Source organism: Nocardia sp. NPDC019219, from assembly GCF_040632645.1.
Taxonomy (GTDB): Bacteria; Actinomycetota; Actinomycetes; order Mycobacteriales; family Mycobacteriaceae; genus Nocardia; species Nocardia sputorum.
In genome coordinates, this window is record NZ_JBEYCG010000002.1 from 594692 (window position 1) to 614019 (window position 19328).

The 19328-nt window shown below is 64.6% G+C and carries 22 protein-coding genes; 10 read left to right on the forward strand and 12 right to left on the reverse strand.

What is annotated here, in order from left to right:
• The first annotated feature begins 75 nt into the window (after positions 1–75).
• Positions 76–573 carry a DUF1360 domain-containing protein gene (locus ABZ552_RS07300; RefSeq protein ID WP_281879065.1) on the forward strand — a complete coding sequence of 166 codons (498 nt, stop codon included), beginning with the start codon at positions 76–78 and terminating at the stop codon, positions 571–573.
• A gap of 83 nt (positions 574–656) precedes the next feature.
• Here ABZ552_RS07300 and ctaD read toward each other — a convergent pair whose 3' ends face one another.
• The 4 genes from ctaD to ABZ552_RS07320 form a co-directional block, all read right to left on the reverse strand.
• Entirely contained in the window at positions 657–2423 is a 1767-nt protein-coding gene (gene ctaD, locus ABZ552_RS07305; protein ID WP_281879067.1) for a cytochrome c oxidase subunit I, read from the reverse strand.
• A gap of 114 nt (positions 2424–2537) precedes the next feature.
• Complete coding sequence (locus tag ABZ552_RS07310; RefSeq protein ID WP_281917909.1) at positions 2538–2966, reverse strand: hypothetical protein; 429 nt, start codon at positions 2964–2966, stop codon at positions 2538–2540.
• A gap of 135 nt (positions 2967–3101) precedes the next feature.
• Complete coding sequence (locus ABZ552_RS07315; RefSeq protein ID WP_357435986.1) at positions 3102–3629, reverse strand: DUF4142 domain-containing protein; 528 nt, start codon at positions 3627–3629, stop codon at positions 3102–3104.
• Positions 3630–3807: 178 nt separating this feature from the next.
• The gene (locus tag ABZ552_RS07320; RefSeq protein ID WP_357435987.1) at positions 3808–4152 is read right to left on the reverse strand and encodes a hypothetical protein; all 345 of its coding nucleotides are present in this window, start codon (positions 4150–4152) and stop codon (positions 3808–3810) included.
• Positions 4153–4736: 584 nt separating this feature from the next.
• Here ABZ552_RS07320 and ABZ552_RS07325 point away from each other — a divergent pair.
• Positions 4737–5105 carry a MerR family transcriptional regulator gene (locus ABZ552_RS07325; RefSeq protein WP_357435988.1) on the forward strand — a complete coding sequence of 123 codons (369 nt, stop codon included), beginning with the start codon at positions 4737–4739 and terminating at the stop codon, positions 5103–5105.
• 3 nt (positions 5106–5108) lie between these two features.
• On the opposite strand, the gene ABZ552_RS07330 is transcribed toward ABZ552_RS07325, so the two are convergent.
• The gene (locus ABZ552_RS07330) at positions 5109–5528 is read right to left on the reverse strand and encodes an ATP-binding protein (protein WP_281917912.1); all 420 of its coding nucleotides are present in this window, start codon (positions 5526–5528) and stop codon (positions 5109–5111) included.
• A gap of 1212 nt (positions 5529–6740) precedes the next feature.
• Between ABZ552_RS07330 and ABZ552_RS07335 the strand changes: the two genes are divergently transcribed.
• Together ABZ552_RS07335 and ABZ552_RS07340 are read left to right on the forward strand one after the other, a co-directional pair.
• Entirely contained in the window at positions 6741–8450 is a 1710-nt protein-coding gene (locus tag ABZ552_RS07335; RefSeq protein ID WP_281879076.1) for a hypothetical protein, read from the forward strand.
• Positions 8451–8483: 33 nt separating this feature from the next.
• Entirely contained in the window at positions 8484–12002 is a 3519-nt protein-coding gene (locus ABZ552_RS07340) for a hypothetical protein (protein WP_357435989.1), read from the forward strand.
• Here ABZ552_RS07340 and ABZ552_RS07345 read toward each other — a convergent pair.
• Positions 11935–12420 (reverse strand): SDR family NAD(P)-dependent oxidoreductase, encoded by a 486-nt coding sequence (locus ABZ552_RS07345; protein ID WP_281879080.1) that lies wholly within the window; start codon positions 12418–12420, stop codon positions 11935–11937. The genes ABZ552_RS07340 and ABZ552_RS07345 overlap by 68 nt on opposite strands.
• 96 nt (positions 12421–12516) lie before the next feature.
• Complete coding sequence (locus ABZ552_RS07350) at positions 12517–12780, reverse strand: hypothetical protein (RefSeq protein WP_281917915.1); 264 nt, start codon at positions 12778–12780, stop codon at positions 12517–12519.
• A gap of 35 nt (positions 12781–12815) precedes the next feature.
• On the opposite strand from ABZ552_RS07350, the gene ABZ552_RS07355 reads away from it, so the two are divergent.
• Positions 12816–13244 (forward strand): hypothetical protein, encoded by a 429-nt coding sequence (locus ABZ552_RS07355; RefSeq protein WP_281917916.1) that lies wholly within the window; start codon positions 12816–12818, stop codon positions 13242–13244.
• 64 nt (positions 13245–13308) lie between these two features.
• Here the strand turns inward: ABZ552_RS07355 and ABZ552_RS07360 are convergent, their stop codons facing one another.
• The 3 genes from ABZ552_RS07360 to ABZ552_RS07370 all read right to left on the reverse strand — a co-directional run bounded on the left by ABZ552_RS07360 (position 13309) and on the right by ABZ552_RS07370 (position 14687).
• A complete protein-coding gene (locus tag ABZ552_RS07360; protein WP_281879083.1) occupies positions 13309–13470 on the reverse strand; it encodes a hypothetical protein in 162 nt (53 codons plus the stop codon).
• A gap of 282 nt (positions 13471–13752) precedes the next feature.
• Complete coding sequence (locus ABZ552_RS07365; protein WP_281880884.1) at positions 13753–14166, reverse strand: DUF5994 family protein; 414 nt, start codon at positions 14164–14166, stop codon at positions 13753–13755.
• Between the two features lie 59 nt (positions 14167–14225).
• Positions 14226–14687, reverse strand: coding sequence for a DUF5994 family protein (locus ABZ552_RS07370; RefSeq protein ID WP_281879084.1), 462 nt, complete (start codon positions 14685–14687; stop codon positions 14226–14228).
• 286 nt (positions 14688–14973) lie between these two features.
• On the opposite strand from ABZ552_RS07370, the gene ABZ552_RS07375 reads away from it, so the two are divergent.
• Positions 14974–15687, forward strand: coding sequence for a TetR/AcrR family transcriptional regulator C-terminal domain-containing protein (locus ABZ552_RS07375; RefSeq protein WP_281917917.1), 714 nt, complete (start codon positions 14974–14976; stop codon positions 15685–15687).
• 1 nt (position 15688) lies between these two features.
• On the opposite strand, the gene ABZ552_RS07380 is transcribed toward ABZ552_RS07375, so the two are convergent.
• Positions 15689–16114: a DUF5994 family protein gene (locus tag ABZ552_RS07380; protein ID WP_281879086.1), complete on the reverse strand. Its 426-nt coding sequence runs from the start codon at positions 16112–16114 to the stop codon at positions 15689–15691.
• On the reverse strand, positions 16111–16767 hold the full coding sequence (locus ABZ552_RS07385; protein ID WP_281880885.1) for a TetR/AcrR family transcriptional regulator C-terminal domain-containing protein: 657 nt from the start codon (positions 16765–16767) through the stop codon (positions 16111–16113). The genes ABZ552_RS07380 and ABZ552_RS07385 overlap by 4 nt, the downstream gene beginning before the upstream one ends.
• Positions 16768–17041: 274 nt before the next feature.
• Between ABZ552_RS07385 and ABZ552_RS07390 the strand changes: the two genes are divergently transcribed.
• The 4 genes from ABZ552_RS07390 to ABZ552_RS07405 all read left to right on the forward strand — a co-directional run bounded on the left by ABZ552_RS07390 (position 17042) and on the right by ABZ552_RS07405 (position 19317).
• Positions 17042–17215: a hypothetical protein gene (locus tag ABZ552_RS07390; protein WP_281879087.1), complete on the forward strand. Its 174-nt coding sequence runs from the start codon at positions 17042–17044 to the stop codon at positions 17213–17215.
• Between the two features lie 70 nt (positions 17216–17285).
• Entirely contained in the window at positions 17286–18509 is a 1224-nt protein-coding gene (locus ABZ552_RS07395) for an acyl-CoA desaturase (protein WP_281917918.1), read from the forward strand.
• A gap of 311 nt (positions 18510–18820) precedes the next feature.
• Positions 18821–19102, forward strand: coding sequence for a hypothetical protein (locus ABZ552_RS07400; RefSeq protein WP_281917919.1), 282 nt, complete (start codon positions 18821–18823; stop codon positions 19100–19102).
• A complete protein-coding gene (locus ABZ552_RS07405) occupies positions 19069–19317 on the forward strand; it encodes a hypothetical protein (RefSeq protein WP_281919546.1) in 249 nt (82 codons plus the stop codon). Before ABZ552_RS07400 ends, ABZ552_RS07405 begins: the two co-directional genes overlap by 34 nt.
• The last annotated feature ends 11 nt before the right edge of the window (positions 19318–19328 follow it).

Below are 19328 nucleotides of genomic sequence, written 5' to 3' on the forward strand. Positions count from 1 at the left end.
TGCTCGGTGCCGGAGGAGGCCAACGATGCGACGAACGCGTTCGATCATTCACGACGTGCCCGCAGTGTGTCGGTCATGACCGACAACCCCCGTTCCCTGCGCGGCTATGTCGCCACGATCGTGGCCTATGTGACGGTGATAGCGGCGGTCGCGCTGCTGGGCGGTGTGACGGGGCGAAAGCTTCCGGGTGCGATGAGTGTCGGCGACCTGGTCGTAACTGCGTTCGCCGCGCACAAGCTGTCCCGCTTGGGGACGAAGGCCTCGGTCACCGCGCCCGTGCGGGCCCCGTTCACGCGTCCTGGCTCGCACGACGGCGGCCCGGGGGAGGTGGCCGAGGAGCCCAAGGCCCGCGAGGGTGTCGCGCACAGCATCGGCGAACTGCTCAGCTGCCCGTTCTGCTTCGACGTGTGGGTTGTCACCGGCTTGACCATCGGGCATGTCTTCGCTCCGCGGGCGACGCGTGTGGTGACGGACGCGGCTGCCGCCTTGGCCGGCGCCGATTTCCTGCATCTCGCGTACGCCACCGCGCAGCAGATAGCCGAGGGCGAGCTCCCCGCACCGGCGCCCCGCTGAGGAGGCGATGCCCGGAGTGGCACTCACGGTCGGCCTCGGATCCCGGCTGGGTGAAATGCCGGCGTGGATGGGGAAGCCCAGAATTATTCGCCGGAGGGTGGTGTCTGGTCGGTGTCGGCTTGCTGGTCTGCTTTCGCGATGGCGACGGGTGTGACGTGGGTTGTGCGCCCCGCGTGGGCTTCGGCCCGCATGCGTTCGGACATATGCGGGTAGTGCAGCTCGAACGCGGGCCGCTCGGAGCGAATGCGTGGCAGCTCGAAGAAATTGTGCCGCGGGGGCGGGGAAGTGGTCGCCCATTCCAGGGAGTTGCCCTGCCCCCAGGGATCGTCGACGGTCACCACCTCGCCGTAGCGATAGCTTTTGAAGACGTTCCACACGAACGTGATCATGGAGACACCGAGCAGGAAGGATCCGAGGGTGGAGATCGTGTTCAGCAGCGTGAAATCGTCGGTCGCCAGATAATCCGCGTATCGGCGCGGCATGCCTTCGTTGCCGAGCCAGTGCTGGATCAAGAACGTGGTGTGGAAGCCGATCAGAGTCGTCCAGAAGTGGATTCTGCCCAATCTTTCGTCCAGGAAGCGTCCGACGATCTTCGGGAACCAGAAGTAGATGCCGGCGAAGGTGGCGAACACGATGGTTCCGAACAGCACGTAATGGAAGTGCGCGACGACGAAGTAGGTGTCGGTGACATGGAAGTCCAGTGGCGGACTGGCGAGGATGACACCGGACAGGCCGCCGAGCAGGAACGTCACGATGAACCCGACCGAGAACAGCATCGGCGTCTCGAAGGTCAGCTGGCCGCGCCACATGGTGCCGATCCAGTTGAAGAATTTGACGCCGGTGGGCACCGCGATCAGGAACGTCATCAGCGAGAAATACGGCAGCAGCACCGCACCGGTGGCGTACATGTGGTGGGCCCACACCGCCACCGACAACGCGGCGATCGCGAGCGTGGCGTAGACCAGGGCGGTGTATCCGAAGATGGGTTTGCGGCTGAATACCGGGATCACCTCGGTGACGATTCCGAAGAACGGCAGCGCGATGATGTAGACCTCGGGATGGCCGAAGAACCAGAACAGGTGCTGCCACAGGATCGAGCCGCCGGTCGCGGGATCGTAGATGTGCCCGCCGAGGTGCCGGTCGTAGGCCAGAGCCATCAGCGCGGCCGTCAGAATCGGGAACGCGAGCAGCACGAGGATGCTGGTGACGAGGATGTTCCAGGTGAAGATGGGCATCCGGAACATCGTCATCCCCGGCGCGCGCAGGCAGATCACCGTGGTGGTCATGTTCACCGCGCCGAGAATGGTGCCGAGACCGGAGACGGCCAAACCCATGATCCACAAGTCCGCGCCCACGCCGGGCGAGTGCTCGGCCAGACTCAGCGGTGTGTAGCCCGTCCAGCCGAAGTCGGCGGCGCCGCCCGGGGTGAGGAAACCAGCGGTGGCCATCGTCGCCCCGAACAAATACAGCCAGTAACTGAAGGCGTTGAGCCGGGGAAACGCGACATCCGGGGCGCCGATCTGCAACGGCAGAATGGCATTGGCGAACCCGAATACCACGGGCGTGGCATAGAACAGCAGCATTATCGTGCCATGCATGGTGAACAGCTGGTTGTATTGCTCCGTCGAAAGAAATTGCAGTCCCGGCCTGGCGAGTTCACCGCGCATCAGCAGGGCCATCAAGCCGCCGACCAGGAAGAAACCGGTCGCCGAGGTCAAATAGAGGATACCCAGCACCTTCGGGTCCGTGGTGGTGACCATTTTCCACACGAACGAGCCTTTCGGGCCCCTTCGCGCGGGGTACGGCCGCGTCGCTTCGACAGGTGAGATTTCACGGGCCATCGCTGCCATCGTGCACCTTCTTCGTCATCCGGGCGCCCACGACGTACCCGAGTAGCGAGAGTCGAAACCGAACGAATGGCGGAGTGTCCGACGGTGCCGGACAACCCAGGAACCAGGCAGGAATCAACTCTGCAGACGAGCCCGCAGGCCCGGACCCGACCACGCCGCCAACCAGCCTACTTCCATTGCGGCGTCGAGCAGGTAGGTCTTCGGAATGTCGCCCTTGGGGACATACTTCAGATCTATCGCCAGCAGCCATGTCGCGGTGATGACCCCGATGCGGCGCGCGTCGGCCACTCCCACAGGTGAAAAGCTGGCCAGGATTTGCGCGACGCCGTTGCCTGCGAGCAGCCCCGCGACGGTGTATTGCAGCCAATGATCGTTCTTCGGGCCGAAGACGGCCTCGAAACTGCGGCGATGCAGCAACGGCCACAACCCGCCGACGACATTGAACACACCGTGGGCGCGAGCCACGCCGACACCGGATGTGAGCCGTGGGCGGCTGCGGTCGGTAACCGTCACGGCCTCGGGTGGTTCGATGCGGTGTGTCATGGCGATCGACTCCTTCTGGACGGGCGAACTTCGGTGTCGGAACGCCGTCGATGCGGCGCTACCCTCGTCGGGCGACGGCCACCCGATCAGCCGCTTCTCCGCCGCCGCTTTGCTCGCGGTGCCCTGCCTCGGCGCTCAGCACCGGGTGCGGGCGTCGCGGATCAACATCAAATGGTGCTCGATAATCGGCTCGGCGTCGCGGGCGAGGGCCGTCACCTGCTCGGAGTCGCCGGTCGATAGTTCTACAGCACCGGCCTGCAGCGCCTGGATGTGGAAGTTCTCCTGCATGGTCAGCCAGGCCAGGTCGAAATCCCGGCCCATCTTCATCCCGGTGCTCAAAAGCTGCTGGGTTTGGTCGGGGTTCGGCGTCAGCGGCAGCACCACTCCGTTCGGGAGGGCGATGGCCGCGCCCATCGCGTCCAGCCGCGTGTGATCGGACACCAGCATCGCGCCGATCTCCCGCACTTGCGGACACGCGCCGATCGGTGCGGCGCGCGCACCGGAAACAATTTCCGCCATATGCGACTGATGCGAGACAGTCAGATACGTGCTGTCTTGTCCGCCCAGGGCGACCGGCGCCGCATAGCCGCTCCCGGGAGCACAGCACAATCCCAACCCGGCCACCAAGGCCGCGGGCGCCAGCAGACGTCGTAGTGATCGCATTTCGTCTCCTACGGTCGGTGGTCACTCACCGCCCGTGTGCCCAAAAGCACGCACGGTAAGCCGCCCAGGGCAATCGTCCGAGGACGCGCACACGCGACCACGGCGGCAGCCGCCTTCACGCGTGGCTGTGGCGAGCAGCTGGTGCTGCCCGCCACCGCCGGAACCTGAGATCGGCGGGTCAGCCCGGCATGTGCTGTTCATGGGTGAACGGTTTGGTGCCCTGAACCGCGGGTTCGCCCTCCGGATTCGCCTCGCCGCCGTGGTTGGTTCGCTCGTCGGAGCCGAGCCACTCGGCGACCGGATTGTCCGCGTAGCGCCACTGCGTGTCGTCCGGCTCCCCTTCGTCCGGGACTGGCTGATCGCCCGCAGCCCCGCCCAGGCCACGGCGGCGCCGCGCGAGCCCACCGACCTCGCGCCGCGCCGCCACCGCCTGCACTTCACCGTCGATCTGGACGCCGACCGCGAAACCGTGTTCGACGTGCTCACCGGGCAGTGGGCGGCACTGTGGCCGGTGCGTCGGCAACGGGTGCGCGACACACCTGGCACCACTACAGCCTGCCCAGACTGCGATCACTGTGCACACATCCCACCCGCCAAGCCCGAACCCACCACGCCACCACGCTCAACGGCTACCACGACCAGCATTGACCTGGCGGCGTCGGTGGTGAAGCCGACCTGCTGGGGGCGGTCGTGCGGGGACGAACCACGTGTGTTCAACAAAGACACCTGCTCGGACGGAGAAAATCTGTAGCGCGGGGTGTAGACATTGGGGGAGAGGAGGTATACATTCTTTGTCGTTGGAGATGAGAAGTCTGGTTGGCCGGGCAGGTGAACTGCACCGGAAGCAAGATTGACCTCCCCTCCGGCGGAGAAGAGAATCCGGTGCAGTCGGCCGGGCCGCCGGAGGGGATGGCGAACTACCGTAAGCCTGACCGGCAGTCCAGGAGGTGGTCACTGAACAGCTCTTCCCAGATGCCGTGTCCCGGGCTGCCGGGCGCGGTGCCCGACGTCGGCAGTACCGGCCGACCGACGGAAACGTGAAACCCCTCGATATCCCGGCCCCGGCGCACAACGCGCCGGGGCCTGTCGACGTGATCCAGAGGTATTGTGCCGCAACCGAACACAGACCCCGCAGACCCCCTCGATACCTCCAGTGCTGCTGAGCGGCTCGATGATGAGGATTATCCCGCCTACAGCATGGGCAGGGCCGCGGAAATCCTCGGCGTCACCCCCGCCTTCCTGCGTGGCCTGGACGCCGCCGATCTGCTGACACCGCAGCGCTCCGCAGGCGGGCACCGACGCTACTCCCGCTACCAGTTGCGGATCGCCGCCCGCGTCCGCGCGCTGGTCGATGAGGGCACGCAACTGGAGGCGGCGTGCCGGATCATCGCCCTGGAAAACCAGCTTGCCGAAGCCCGCGAACTCAACGCCGAACTCTCCCGGCGGAACCCACCCGAACCCCACCCGGGCAGCTGAACCTCACCAGCCGCCGCGCCGGGTGCCGAGTTCGGCCCACACCGTTTTGCCGCCGCCGTGGTAGTCGACACCCCAGCAAGAAGCGAGTTGCTCGACCAGGATCAACCCGCGCCCGCCGGTGTGGTCGGGCCGACGGATCCGCGCTCGAGCGGGTGAGGCGTCCTCGACCTCCACCCGGAATCGGTCGTGGCAGGCCATGATCAACCGGCAGCCGCGCGGCGCGCGGGCGTGCACGACAGCGTTACTGGCCAATTCATCACATACCTGCACCGCGTCCTCGACCGCTATACCGGAGGCGTGCTCGAGCAGGCGCCGCACCGCGGCCCGCACCTGCCCCAACGACACGGCCTCGAGATTCAACTCGATGACAGTGCCGTCCACGCGTTGCTCGGCGCGTGCCGGCTTCAATGTCGAAGCGCCCACTCGGCACCCTCTTCTCGATCGCCCGGTTACCCCGCCCACCGCGAGGCAGAACCACTTCGGCGACGACATACCCTCACTACGCCCCCGCGAAAACGCCGCCTGCACCACTCGCCGCGGTAGCAGCCATCGGTGCGGCGATCTCGGATACCGGGTCGTGACGGCCGCAGCGGCCCGACCACGGGAACTGGAACCCGAAAAGTAGCCTGCTGACCAGGGCTTTTCCGGGCGGCCTTTTCGGTACCCTTGCCAGGGTGCACGCGCGGCCTTGCGGCAACCGCAGGACGCGACCGCCGAACACACCCACCTGTCGGATGCGTGGCCGACCGCAGCTGAGCGGTATCAACTGCTGGCCGCGCGAACGATGCCGCCGGTCGCCGTCGCCGACGACCGTTCCATCGGCCGCCTGTCAGCCGGACCCTCGTTCTTCCTGTGCGCACAAATGGCGATGCAGGGACCCGCGACCGTCCTGCACGCGGCGTTGGTGACGATGAAGATCCATCGCCCGCCATGCCGGAGCGAGCGTGGTCTACGGCCAATTCAACACCGACACAGTGGGATTGACCGAGTTCTATCGCCATAGCGGCATGGACGTGTCCAACCCGGATGCGCCCCTGCACATGAACGCACTGATAGATCTCCCCGCCGTCATCGCGCCCTTGCCGGCCGGCCGATCGCACGCTCGGGCGCTCCCACCAGCCACCGATTGCCGCGTCCTGCGGCATGTGCAAGATCAGCCGGTCGACCTGACAGGGCGTGCGCTGGGAGGCCCATGAAAGCTGAGTGGCGCACGACCAGCGGCAAGCCAGCCGCCACGGTGGCTGGGAACGCCGCAAGGCCTTCGAGGCTCCATCCCGCAACTGGATTGGTTCCGACGCTCCGACTCGCCAGCGATGTTGCATCTGCGCTTGCAGCAGAGCGCCTGGGGGCGAAAGCCGCGCGCTGCATATGTCAGCGGCCAATTGAGATGAGAAACCTTGATTTCGTGCGCCGAACGAAACCAACTGTGTAGCGGTCGCCGGACATAACAGACCTCCGGCACAGTATCGCCTTTTCATGCCCATCGCATATCGTTCGCTGAAATGTGACTCCTGATCGCCGCAAGCATCGACATGGCAAACATCGACAACCGCGGCTCGGCGGAGTATTAAACTCCCGATGCACGGGAGAAGATCTTTTCCGCTCGCCATTTGGACACGTGGACAAGGGGACGTCATGAGCTCGAATGATTCTGATCTGTCGGATCCGCACTACGGGTACGATTTTGTGGTAGCGACCACGCAGGGGAGCATCAACGCGACACTCAAGGAATTCCTTGCTGCGATCGCCGAACCTGTGACGACCGCTTGCTATGTGGCCGATGACAAAGGGCATCCCGTCTCGATCGACTACGCCAAACTGAAGCAGCAATCCGGCGTGGATCCGTTCGCGATTCCCGCGAATGTCGACGCAGCCAACGACACCGATATCAAGAAGCTGATTTCGGCGAGGTTCATGTTCGGCTTTCAGGCCCAACTGGGGCTGCCGCCGATGTCGTCGCCGCAGAAGATCCCGGACATCGTCGACCTCGGAGGCGACACGGCGACCGTGGGATTCAATCTGCTGTGCGCCGAATTCGCCATCGTCAATCTCACTCCCCCGGGTGGATACAACACGGACGCGACATGGGATCGCTTCGACCAGCAAAAGGATGCGCCGTGGATATTCAGCACGAAGGTCGACCTGCGGTTGTCCACAGTGGACCAGAGCGCCTACTCCAAGCTCCCGCCGGATGTGCAGCAGCAGATCAAGAATCTCGGTGACAATGCCTTCAGTGTGCAGCAACTTCTCTACGACCTGGACAACGCGGCACTGGAAACGGTGCCCACGATCGAGGGAGTAAAGCCGGGAACCCTCCTCTACACGATGCTCGAGCAGGACTTCGTCGGAGCGTACTTCACCCAGATGCAGAAGGAGCACAAGCCTCTGATGGGCGTCATGATCGCCCAGCAGGACGCGCCGCCGGCGACACTGACGCTGACCGACTTCAATTTTCAGGTGTCGCCTTTTCTGGGATCTGACGGGCAGGAGATTGCAAACCCGACGAAGGAGCAGCGGGATCTAGCCACGTTGAATTACCTGTGCGCGGCCGATAAAGACGCGCTACCGCCACCGGTGAAGTTCGGGTGGAACTGGGTGGACACGCTGTCGGAGTCGGACGGAGTCATCGCGATCAACCGGAACACGTTCGGAAACTACTTTTACCATCAGTTGAAGGATTACGTGCCGGGCAACTGCATGCTGCCCTCGGTGTCTGTGTGGGAGTCCGGCTTTCTGGGGGACACAACCAATTATAAATGGAGCCTGACCCCGGGGCAGTCCCCGACGGTGACCCAGGGCAAGGACACCAGCGGCGCCACCGTCCTCACCTTCCATTACGCCCCTCCCTCCCAACACGACGAGGCCCACTGGTTGGGCGAGGCCGTGGGTGGGATGACGTTGTCAACGTCTTTCGACTTGTCGGTCACGTTCCAGGGAAACACGATTACGATCAGCCAGCACCTGGTTGTCTACGCGGAGGTCTGGCATACACCGAGCAGTGGAGACAAGGGAAACGTGGTCGACAAGACGATCAACGAGACCTACACCCTGGACGTAGATCAGAATGGCAGATTGGTCACCTCTGACCCTGCGATCCAGAACATCGACAATTCCTATAAGCTGCATACTTCGGGTTTCCTGGCCTGGATCGCGAACATCCAGGACCTCGAGAACGATATTCAGAACTGGCTGAAATGTATCGCGCCGTGCAACCTGAAGGCCCTCCCGGTCTCGATTGTCGACAACTTCGTCTTTCCCGGCGGGAAAACTTTCACCTACAAGAACGTGAACTTCTCCGATCACCAGGACCTGGTTTCCCACATCACCTACACCCAACCCGGCTGACCAGTGTCCCGACAGCAGAGGCGGGAGAAGATCATGGGCAACTACTCGGTCACCTACTCGACCGAACTCATGCGCAACTACCTGCAAAGCGAGGTCCTGGCGCCGGAGGCGAAGTTCGAAGCGCTCCAGACACAGGCGGGTGCCTCGTTGTTGTTCTCCATCTCCACCCAGGGCGTCCTGTATGTGACCAAGGAAGTGCCGGGCGACCGCAGCGGGTGGCAGAGATCGGACCTGAGCAGCGCGCTGATCGCGCACGACTTCGGCGGAAACGGCGTTGCCTGCAAGGACTTCGCCGTAGCGCAGTCGGCGTTCCCGCCCGCCACCTCCATCCACCTCGCGATGGTGGTCAGCGACGGGACCTCCGACCACCTCTACCTGAGCCTGGCCAACTCCGATTCCGACACGTCGTGGACCTCGCATCCGTCGTGGACGGCCTTCCCGTTCGACAATCCGGACCACCAGCCCAGCCCGGTGGTCATCGTCGGGGTGCTGATCAGCGAGGCGGCCGACGCCGAGTACATCGTGGTGGATGTGGTGCGCGACCCGTCGAGCAACGTACAGACGGTGTCGCGCTACTACATCGACACCGCCAAAACCGACGGCTATGCCTGGCATTACCACGACATGGCGATCGATGTGGAAGTCGACCGTTATTCCAGCCGCTTGGGCCGTTCGCAGTCACAGTACGTCGACGGCATCTACACCGCGGGGCACGCGGACGGTTCGCCCCAGTTCGTCTACCAACCGCTGTACAACGCGTTCAACCCCCACGTCCCGGCGCCGCCTGCCCGGTTGCAGCTACCCGGCAACCTCGTGCCTGACGCGATCGCCTCGTGTCGCAAGGCCGACCACACCAGCGACCTCTACGCCACCGCGAACGGCACGCTGTTCTACTTCGACAGCCACAACCAACACGATGAGGCCACCGGCGTCGAACTCCTCGAGAGCCCACTGCTCAACGGCGTTCGCGCCCTGTACGCCACGCTCACCGGCACCGAGGTGATGATCTGGGGACTCAACGGCGATGATCAGGTGTTCTACACCACCTGTCCTCTCGCCGAACTCACCACACCGGGCTCGTGGAAGGTCCCGCTGCCCATTGTCAGCGGTGTGGAACAGGTTTCGCCCTACCTCGACCGCGCCAACAGCGCGAACACCTTTTTCGCCCACGTCGGCGAGAACCGGTTGATCAAGGCCGTCAAATCTCCCGACACGACAGTGTGGACCACACAATCCATTACCCTTCCGCCGCTGTCGAACAGCCCGGCACAGCAGTTCGACTCCTACACCACCCGGATCCAGGTGACCGGACCGGACGGGCAGCCCGCCAAAGGGATGCCGGTTACACTCATCGCGAGCAACGTCAAGGCCGTCTACATCAACCACCTCTACTACGTGGTCGGGGCGGAACCGGTGCACGTCGCGACCGACGCCATGGGATCGGTGACGGTCGTCGAGCCAGTCGACACGCTCACCGGAACGCGACTGAGCGTCGAAGTCGACGGTGTAACCACCGAGATCGACCCGATGGACAAACCGTTTCGTAAGGCAGCCGGCCTGGACACTACGGCCGAGCTGACCGACGCGGTGATCACCTACCACGACGGCAGCACCAAGCCGCTGATCCCAGCCGGTACCGACCAGAACGACCTCAGGACGGTAGCCGAGGCGAACGCGAAACTATCCCAGGCGTACGCTTCCCTCCCTCCGAGCGCGACCGCGGTAGCAACCCGCGCCGGCACCGTGGACGACCTCAGCGGACTCCTGGTCGACGCCGGTGACCTGCTGAACTGGCTAGGCCACGAAATCGACCGAGGAGTCGATGTCGTCATCCAATTCGTCAAGGACGAGGCGACCGATTTCTGGCGGCTTGTCGTAACGATCGAAGGAGACGTCTACAACGCCCTGCTGGAAACCGTGGAGACGATCATCTCCGCGATCCAGTGGGTCTATCACCAGATCAAAATCGCGATCAAGGACCTCATCGACTTCCTGAAGTTCGTCTTCGAATGGAAGGACATCACGCGCACCCAGCGCGTCGTGCGAAACTTCGTCAAGGTCTACCTCGCCTACCAGCTGGCACAGGTGCAGGACTACAAGTCCGAGTGCGACCAGATGTTCACGCAACTCGAGAACACCATCGACAACTGGGCCGGCACGGGCGGCTGGAGCGGCCTGGGCAACGACGGGAAGTCGACGGTAGACAGCATGTCGACCCCGGCCGTCGGGCAGAGCGCACCAGGCTGCTTGCTCAGCCACCACTACCAGGGCAACGCCGACGCCATTACGCCGAGCCCGCCACCCCCGTCGGAATTGGATTCCAGTGCGATCGCCGCGCTGATGCAGGCTCTGAACAACGAGGGGCACATCATCGGCGACACGCTCGAAGGGATCGGCGGCCTCGCGGCCGGTATCGGCTCCATGCCGCTGACCGATCTGCTCGAGAAAATGGCCACCTTCGTCGGTGCGGCCGCGCTCGACAGCGCAAAGAATGTCATCGACACTCTCTTCGACATCGTCTACGAACTGGCCAAAAAAGCCCTCGACGCATTCCAGGCGCCGATCCACATCCCGGTGGTCACCGACATTCTCAACGATTTCGGCGTCCCGTCCTTCTCGCTGATGGACGTCGTCTGCTGGATGGTGGCGATCCCGGCGACCCTGATCTACAAGGCAGCAAAGGGCGTGGCCCCATTCCCGGACAACGCCGACACGCAGGCGTTGATCGATGCCCCGGACCTTCCTTCGCTGATCACCCTTTTCGCCCGGCAGAGCGCCGACGCCGCGGTCACCGCGACAAGCGCAGGAAGACTTCCCGCAACACACCCCTCAGGAACCACGGACTTCACGATCACTGCCCCGGAGATGGCCACCTTGTCCGGCGCAGTGTCCGAAGAGGTGTTCATCGTCGGTCACGGATTCGCTGGCTTCTGCGCACTCGCCTCGGCGATCGTGTCCGGTTTCGAGGCGGCAGACGAACAACCGGACAACCCGTGGGGCCTGCCCTCGGCCGCCCTCGGCATCGTGGGCGGTGTCACCGGCGGCCTGGCCAACACGCTGGTCCCCTGCGATCCCATCGCCAACACCGCAGTGTCCGACATCTCCACAACCGTCACCGGCATCCGCGTGCTCTGCAAAATCATATTCTGCGGGCCGGCCCAAAAACTGTTCAAAGGCAACGCGGTCTTACAAAGCATCACCGTCAACGACGGCCGCGGAGTAGGGGCGGTCGTGGACGCCGTCCTGACACTACCTGCCCTCACCTGCACGATCTGGCACCTCAGCGAACTGGCCGGAAAACCCGCAGGAGGCAACCGAAGCATCGCCATCATCGACGAGACCAGCCAACTCACCTCCTACATCTCCCGGATCAGCTACGCCTTCGCAGTGAACGACGATGACCCCGACAGCCGTGCCGCCTTCGTCACCTCCCTGGCCGTGGCGAACGTGTGCACCGGCGGACTGCAGATGGCGGAGATGTTCATCAGCCGAACCGGCTACGAGCTCGTTGGCCGATGTGACCTGTCCACCCGTCATAGCCCGATATGTTGATGAGTCGGCCCCCGCCGCGCTCGCGCATGGCAGGCAAGACATAGTGAGTGACATAAAACGCCGAATTCAGATTGTGGTTGATCGTCTCCTGCCACTCGGTAATCGAGATCTCATCCAGCGGACGTCGCAGGCGCCTGCCGACATTGTTGACGGCGATGTCGATGGGGCCGAACGCCGCAGATCCCTTGTGCACGAGCATGGCGACCTGGTCGGGGTCCGACACGTCGGCCATGACTCCGACTGCCTGTCCGCCGGACGCCTCGATCTCACCGACGACACTGTCGACGGCGTTTTTGTCACTGTGACCGTTGACGATTACGCGGGCGCCTTCCGCTGCGAAGAGCAGAGCGATCGCGCGGCCGATATTGCGCCCCGATCCGGTCACGAGTGCCACTCGTCCGGCGAGCCGTTCGGGCATGGGTTCTTCTCCTTTGATGTTCGGGCACAAACCGATCTCGTGGTCGAACAGCTTCGTTCGCGCCTCGAAGGTTCCGTTGTCGGAGGTGTCAAGCCGTCAGATGCCGATCAGGTCGGCCTTGTCGAGCAGATTCTGAACGCGGCCTGCCACAGCGACATCACCGCTGACACGGGCGAACCGGTCTGGCCACGATGCCGACTGAGCTGCTCCAACATCGCCTACACCGACCGCGACATCACCCAGCTGCGCCGCCACGCCAACGTCCTCGCCAGCGACCTCAACCGCCCCGGGCTCCCGATGCCGCTGCATCACCGCATCGCCGAGCGGCTCGCTGAGCATGAAAAGGCCATCACTGCTCACGAATCAGCAAACCCTAGACAGGAGCCCCTCGCCTCATGTCTCGCACCGCCAGCCGCTCTGCCCAACTGGCAGACGAGCGTCGACGTATCCGCGACGCCGCACAGCGCCTACTGACCGGCGCACCGCACCGCAGCAGCGGCACCCTCACCATCTCCACCCTCGCCACCGAGGCTGCGCTGTCTCGGCAACGGCTCTACGAACACCACCCCGATCTTGTCGCCGAGTTCAAAGCCGAAACCGGCTCAGCACCTGCGTCAGCAAATGCCATTGCGGTGCAACAGCAACTGGCCGACGCGCACGATCGCATCAGGGAACTCGAGGGCCGCGAACGCGAACGCCTCGACCAGATCAAACCCTCTGCGCGGTCATCACCGAACTCACCCACGAAACCCGCGGCCAGCAACCTGGTGCTGCTGACACCGCGACGGGCGGACTCATCCGGGTCAACCCACATCCTCCGATGAGCGGTCGGCACGGATTCGCCGGAGACTCAGGTGCCGCAGGATGCCCGCTTCGGTCAGTTCACGATTATTCGACGTCGGCGATGAGTACCGGATCCCGCCACCGCGCCCAGCGCTCGACCGCTGTCGGCACCGACGCACCGAGCGGGTGGCTGGTCTCGCGGATGATCCGATCCAGGGCCTCCGGCAGCCCGCGTAGCCGTATCCCGTTCTGACCCAGCCGGTGCACCGCAAGCTGGCGTGGCTGTCGTGGCCGGCTGCGACCAGCGCGCCGAACCATTGCGCGTTCGCGCTCGATCCCTGCACTCGGCGCTCGAGTCCGCCGCGAAGAGGAGGCATGAGAACCTCGAAGCCCTCACAGCCCTCGCGCGGCTCTCGGCATTGCCGGGCCTCTGGTCGAAGCTGGACAAGCCGGGTGCGCTGCCGGTCAAGCGCACATCGTTGCGGCCACGAGTATCGAACCGGTCCTTAAGCCGGAGGTCCGGCAGCTCGCATGGCCGGGGTCGCCGATTCAGGATTTCCCTGACGCGCGCCGCATCTGGTCGTCTGCTTGGTCGGGTGGGGTGCCTGCGGGGATGACGAGCAGAGTCAGCTGGGCGTCGTTCGTGCCGATCAGGTGCATGGTGCCGGGTGGTTGGCCGGTATCGGGTCCGTGTACTTCGACGCCGTCCGGGTTGTCGATGCGGCGTTGGCTGAGACTGACCGCGTTCCAGTCGAAGCTGACGCGAGCGGTGGGGCCGAGGCGTGGGGTGAGGGCGCTGATCAGGTCGTGCAGTTCGGCGGTGAGGTTGTTCGTCCATGGCCACCAAGCGCCGTCGACGCGCTCGGAGCCGGCGCCGGGTTCACGCAGCAGGAGGCGTGGGGTGCGGGTCGGTGTTCGGAAGGGTTGCCGGTCGGGTTCGGGCGGGCCGGTACTACGGCTCATGTCGTGGTGGTTGGTGATCGGGCGTTGTCGAACGATTCGGGGCATGTCTGTTCCTGTGCTCATCGGGGTGTGCGGGTTGCTGATGCGGGGGTGACGGCGGCCATCAGGGCCGCGTGCGCGGTGTCGTCGGCGGTGGACGATGGGATTACGCGGAGCACGATCAGGTCGCGGTCGCGGCCGAAGACGTACATCGTGTTCCACAGTTCGAAGGGGTAGGGGTCGAGCCGGACGGTGTGACCGTTGACGGTCGTCTGCCGGGGCGTGTCCGACCAGCACGCGGGGTCGTAGACGACTCGCCAGATGGGGCCGAGTCGGACGGTCAGGACGGCGAGGAGGTCTGGCAGTTCGGTGGTGAGTTCGCGGGATCGCGGCCACCACGCGCCGTCGAGGTATCCACCGCGGTCGGCTTTCGGCTTCAACCTCAAGCGGGGTGTGTAGTCGGGCGGAACGCGATGGCGGGCGTACTGCGGGCGGATCTGTTCGGGCGCCATGGTGGTGCCGTTGTTTCTGTGGAATCGCATTTCGAGTCCTCTCGAGGCGTTGTTCGCGCATCGTCGCGCCATGGCGCGGGTGGTCGCGGGGGCCACGCGTATGACCATGCGGTGGCCGGGGGTGGCGTCGCCCGCGGATCAAGTGGCCGTTGGTGCCCGCGAGCATGAGCGGATCCCTGCTTCGGTCCGGATCGGCGACGCGCAGACCGGATAGTCGCGGTGTATCCAGTACACGCCGTTTCCCTCGTGATGTCAACGTTGTAGGTCTACACTCGTAACTTCATCGGAGATTGCGAGGACGATGGAGGCATCCGGGATGGCCGAAGTTCCGAACCGGCGGCCGGTTCGCGCGAGAACCGGCGGGGGCAGCGGTCCGGTCACCAGGGCGGCCGTGCTGGCCGCGGCGCTCGAGATCATCGATCGCGATGGGGTCGACGGGTTGTCGATGCGGCGGCTGGCCGAGGCGGTGGAGCGGGACCCGATGGTGATCTACCGGCATGTGCCGAACAAGGCGGCGGTGCTCGATGGTGTGGCCGAGATCGTGTTCGCACAGCTGGCAGTCGATGCCGCCGACCCGGACTGGGCTGCGCAGTTGCGGGCGGTCGCCCGCGATTTCCGCCGGCTGGCTCTGGCCCATCCGCGGGTGGTGCCGCTGCTGGTAACCCGGCCGCTGGCCACACCATTGGGGTTGCGTCCCTATGCGGTGGTCCGTCCCCTGGAAGACATCCTCCAGTTGCTGACTCGCGCGGGGTTTTCCGGTGCCGACGCGCTGCACATCTACCGTGCGGTGTTCGGATTCCTCTATGGCCATGTTCTGAACGAGTTGCAGGAGATCGTGGAGCGGCCGGAGGAGACCGACGATGTGCTGCGGCTCGGGCTGCACCGCCTGCCGATCGGCCAGTTCCCGTTGTTGCGCGAACTGGCACCGGTTTTGGCCGCCTACGACGGCGCGGCCGAACTCGAACGCGGTCTGGACATCCTGCTCACCGGTCTCAGCGCCACGCTGCCGGTCCCGGGCGATGACGTGTGACTCAGCCTGCCTCGAGGGAACCGCCTTCGAGGGACCCGCCTTCGGAATCCCAGCATTGCTGTGCGGCAATCGTTTCGGCATCGCCGGTGGACCCAAGGTCGACTCGCACGGTGAGTCTGCCGCCGCTGACCCCGAGGACATCGATGGTGTGCGCGGGCTTGTGCCGGTAGCCGTCGAGCCGGACCTGGCGCCCAGCGTTGGCGAGTTTGCGGGGTGTGATGGTCCATTCGTCGAGGTGATAGATCACTCGATGGATCGGGCCGAGCCGGACCCCGAGCACCGCGAGCAGATCGGGAAGCGCGGCCACGAGGTCGTTGCCGTACGGCCGCCACACCCCGCCGGTGCCCGCTGTGTCGAATTGGAACCGCAGTCGATGGACGGACGGTGTCTGCCGCCTCGGGGTGGTTTTGCTCAGTTGTAGCGTCATGGCTGACGCTCCCATCTCGGCCGCGCCGCGGCCGGGTTCAAGGTCTCGGTGAGACCGGTGATCAGGATGTCCAGGCCGCGTTCGAGTTCGGCTGCGCCGTCGTAAGCGGCCAGATCCGAGGCGAGACCGCGAAGCAAGGGAAATTCGCCGATCGGTAGGCGGTGTAGGCCCAGACGCAGCAGGTCGGTGGTCTCTTCAGGGCGTTCGACGATTTTTTGGAGCTCGTTGAGGAGGTGGCCATAGAGGAATCCGAACAGCGCCCGGTAGATGTGCAGGGCGTCGGTCCTGCTGAAGTCAGCTCGGACGAGCAGCTCCAGAGTCCGTTCCAGCGGCCGCAGGGTGCCGAGTGGCCGCAGTCCGAGCGGAGTGGACAGCGGGTGGGTGACCAACAGGGGAACCACGTTCGGGTGCGCTACGGCCAGCCGCCGGAAGTTGCGGGCGATGATGCGCAGTTGACGGCGCCAGTCGGGGTCGGCGGGCTCGACAGTCAGTTGTTCGAGCACGATCTCGGCGACACCGTCGAGGAGTGCGGCTTTGTTGGCCGCGTGCCGGTACAGCACCATCGGGTCGCGGCCGAGCGCCTGGCCGAGGCGCCGCATCGACAGGTGCTCGACACTCTCGCGATCGATGATCCCGAGCGCGGCCACCAGCATCGCAGACCGGGTCAGTGGGGTGTTCGTGGTGTCCCCGCGGTCGGCGCGACCTGCTGAAATGTCTGTGGAACCGATTGGTTCGGCCTTGATTCGGCTCATCGAATCAGCGTCTCCTCTCGGTCGGACGCTGTTATTGTTACCGTTGTAAGTCTACGCTGTAGACAGACGGTGTAGCCAGCCTTTAAGCTGGATGCAACCGGTTCGCCCAACCGCTGGTAGGCAGATGCGAGGAGTTCGTGGCCGAACTGCGCGACCGGGAGATAGGAACATTCCGATGACGATCAAGCACAAGATCACGAGCCGGGCCCGGGCAGGATGGGTGAGGTTGCAGACGCTGCTCGCCGGACCCGACGAAGACAGCCGCCGCCGAACGGATATCGGCGGCAGGCGTCCCGGCGGCCCCATCGAACGAGCCGGGCGCAAGCTGAGACACGCCTTCGAACACTGACCCCGGTCTCGACCGCCTGCGGGTAGGACTTGTCCGCGGCAAGCGCTCAGGAGATTCGAGGACATAACGAATGGCAATCACACAGGTAGCCGTCTACGCACACTTGAGCGATACGGATGTCGAAGCATTGGGGCGGGAACTCGACGCGATTCGCCGTGACATCCTGGATCGGCGCGGCGCCCGGGATGCCGCCTATATCCGTCGGACGATCGCGTTCCAACGAATACTGGATGTCACGGCCCGGCTGGTGATCGCCTGCACCCGAACGAAACGCGGCTGGTTGCTGGGGACGACGGCGCTGGCGGCGGCAAAGAGCATCGAGAACATGGAAATCGGCCACAATGTGTGCCACGGCCAATGGGATTGGATGAACGACCCGGAAATCCATTCCAGCACTTGGGAATGGGACATGACGGGTCTGTCGTCCCAGTGGCGCTATTCGCACAACTATCGCCATCATGTGTACACCAATGTCCTCGGCATGGACGAAGACATCGGGTTCGGCGTGATGCGGATGACCCGCGACCAGCGGTGGGGACCATGGCTGCTGTTGCAGCCACTGCAGAACCTGTTTCTGGCGGCGACTTTCGAGTGGGGGATCGCTCTGCACGATCTGTACTCCGAGCGCGACCGCGCGGCCACCCCGGCGGAGAAGACCGCCCAGACCAGAGCACTGATCGGGAAGATCGCGCGGCAGATCGGCAAGGACTACGTGCTCTTTCCGGCGCTGAGCGGGCGGCACTGGCGTCGCACACTCGCCGCGAACTTCGCCGCCAATACGCTGCGCAATCTCTGGGCGTATGTGGTGATATTCTGCGGTCATTTCCCTGACGGCGCAGAGAAATTCACCCCCGCCGCCGTGCAGCACGAGAGCAAGGCCGAGTGGTATCTGCGGCAGATGCTCGGGACCGCGAATTTCCAGGCCGGGCCGGTGCTGGCATTCCTGAGCGGAAACCTGTGCCATCAGATCGAACACCATCTGTTTCCCGACCTGCCCAGCAACCGGTACGCCGAGATCGCCCGGCGCGTACGCGCGTTGTGTGACAAATACGACCTGCCCTACACCACCGGACCGCTGATCCGGCAGTACCTATTGACCCTGCGCACCATTCACAAGTTGGCCCTACCGGACAGCTTCCTGACCGCGACCTCCGACGACGCACCAGAAACCGCCTCCGAACGCAAATTCGGCGCACACCCTGCGATCGGTGTCGGCGCATTCCCTCGGCGCGGCCTGCGCACCGCGCTGAACCTCGCACGCCGGTTTCCATCCTCCCGAGGATCGAACCTCTAGTGCACTGGAACTGATCAGCCGAGTTTTGCGCGGCCGAGGCGCTGAGCCCCATCGCGCATCCGGCAATGCGGCGACGTGGTCCAGCCGTTCGGCGAGTACCTGCCGCGCGTCGGCGCCGTCGCAGGGAGCGAGTGCGGCAAGGTAGGGGTCCTTCTATGCGCTGAGGAATGAGACCGAATGCCCTACATCGCGCATTCACACAGAGCCCGTGTTACCCGAGCAACACCGGATGTCGCACGTCATCTACACTCGCACAGCGAGTTCCGACACCAGTGTCGGGCAGTGAATGGCCCGACATCCCGATCGAGACGATGCTCGATACCGCCGCCTGCCACCGGCTGGAAGGTGTGGTCAGCAAGCGTGTGGACTCGGTGTACCGGCCGGAGACGCGCTCGCGGCTGTGGTTGAAGACGGCGATCCGGCAGACGACAGAGGTGATCATCGCAGGCTGGGTTCCCCGCAGCAGCAGCGGCGGCGGCGAGCGGGGCGCGCTGATCCTCGGTGTCTACGATGAGTCGAACCGTTGGTCTACATCGGGCACGTCGGCACCGGCTTCACAATGGCCGCGCGGCGGGCACTGCTCGAGCAGTTGAAGGCATTGACCACAACCGACAGCCCGTTCGACCAGTCGGCACCCTCCTGGCGGATGACGGCGGCGCGGTGGGTGAAACCACAGCTGGTGGGCACCGTCGAGTACCGAGAGTTCATCGGCGCGTTGCGGCATCCGAGCTGGCGCGGGTTGCGCGTTGAGATCGTTCCCTCCGGGGTGCGGCTACCGACTCGAGACGTGCACATCCCCCGGGCTTGAAGCTGTCATGG

Excerpts from the sequence above, each read along its gene's own strand:
- ABZ552_RS07395 (WP_281917918.1), top strand. The coding sequence starts at position 17,286 with ATGGCAATCACACAGGTAGCCGTCTACGCACACTTGAGCGATACGGAT.
- ctaD (WP_281879067.1), bottom strand. The coding sequence starts at position 2,423 with ATGGCAGCGATGGCCCGTGAAATCTCACCTGTCGAAGCGACGCGGCCG.
- ABZ552_RS07375 (WP_281917917.1), top strand. The coding sequence starts at position 14,974 with ATGGCCGAAGTTCCGAACCGGCGGCCGGTTCGCGCGAGAACCGGCGGG.
- ABZ552_RS07365 (WP_281880884.1), bottom strand. The coding sequence starts at position 14,166 with ATGAGCCGTAGTACCGGCCCGCCCGAACCCGACCGGCAACCCTTCCGA.
- ABZ552_RS07340 (WP_357435989.1), top strand. The coding sequence starts at position 8,484 with ATGGGCAACTACTCGGTCACCTACTCGACCGAACTCATGCGCAACTAC.
- ABZ552_RS07385 (WP_281880885.1), bottom strand. The coding sequence starts at position 16,767 with ATGCTGGTGGCCGCGCTCGGGATCATCGATCGCGAGAGTGTCGAGCAC.
- ABZ552_RS07400 (WP_281917919.1), top strand. The coding sequence starts at position 18,821 with ATGCTCGATACCGCCGCCTGCCACCGGCTGGAAGGTGTGGTCAGCAAG.
- ABZ552_RS07345 (WP_281879080.1), bottom strand. The coding sequence starts at position 12,420 with ATGCCCGAACGGCTCGCCGGACGAGTGGCACTCGTGACCGGATCGGGG.
- ABZ552_RS07315 (WP_357435986.1), bottom strand. The coding sequence starts at position 3,629 with ATGCGATCACTACGACGTCTGCTGGCGCCCGCGGCCTTGGTGGCCGGG.
- ABZ552_RS07380 (WP_281879086.1), bottom strand. The coding sequence starts at position 16,114 with ATGACGCTACAACTGAGCAAAACCACCCCGAGGCGGCAGACACCGTCC.
- ABZ552_RS07390 (WP_281879087.1), top strand. The coding sequence starts at position 17,042 with ATGACGATCAAGCACAAGATCACGAGCCGGGCCCGGGCAGGATGGGTG.
- ABZ552_RS07335 (WP_281879076.1), top strand. The coding sequence starts at position 6,741 with ATGAGCTCGAATGATTCTGATCTGTCGGATCCGCACTACGGGTACGAT.
- ABZ552_RS07310 (WP_281917909.1), bottom strand. The coding sequence starts at position 2,966 with ATGACACACCGCATCGAACCACCCGAGGCCGTGACGGTTACCGACCGC.
- ABZ552_RS07355 (WP_281917916.1), top strand. The coding sequence starts at position 12,816 with ATGTCTCGCACCGCCAGCCGCTCTGCCCAACTGGCAGACGAGCGTCGA.
- ABZ552_RS07300 (WP_281879065.1), top strand. The coding sequence starts at position 76 with ATGACCGACAACCCCCGTTCCCTGCGCGGCTATGTCGCCACGATCGTG.
- ABZ552_RS07405 (WP_281919546.1), top strand. The coding sequence starts at position 19,069 with ATGGCCGCGCGGCGGGCACTGCTCGAGCAGTTGAAGGCATTGACCACA.
- ABZ552_RS07370 (WP_281879084.1), bottom strand. The coding sequence starts at position 14,687 with ATGCGATTCCACAGAAACAACGGCACCACCATGGCGCCCGAACAGATC.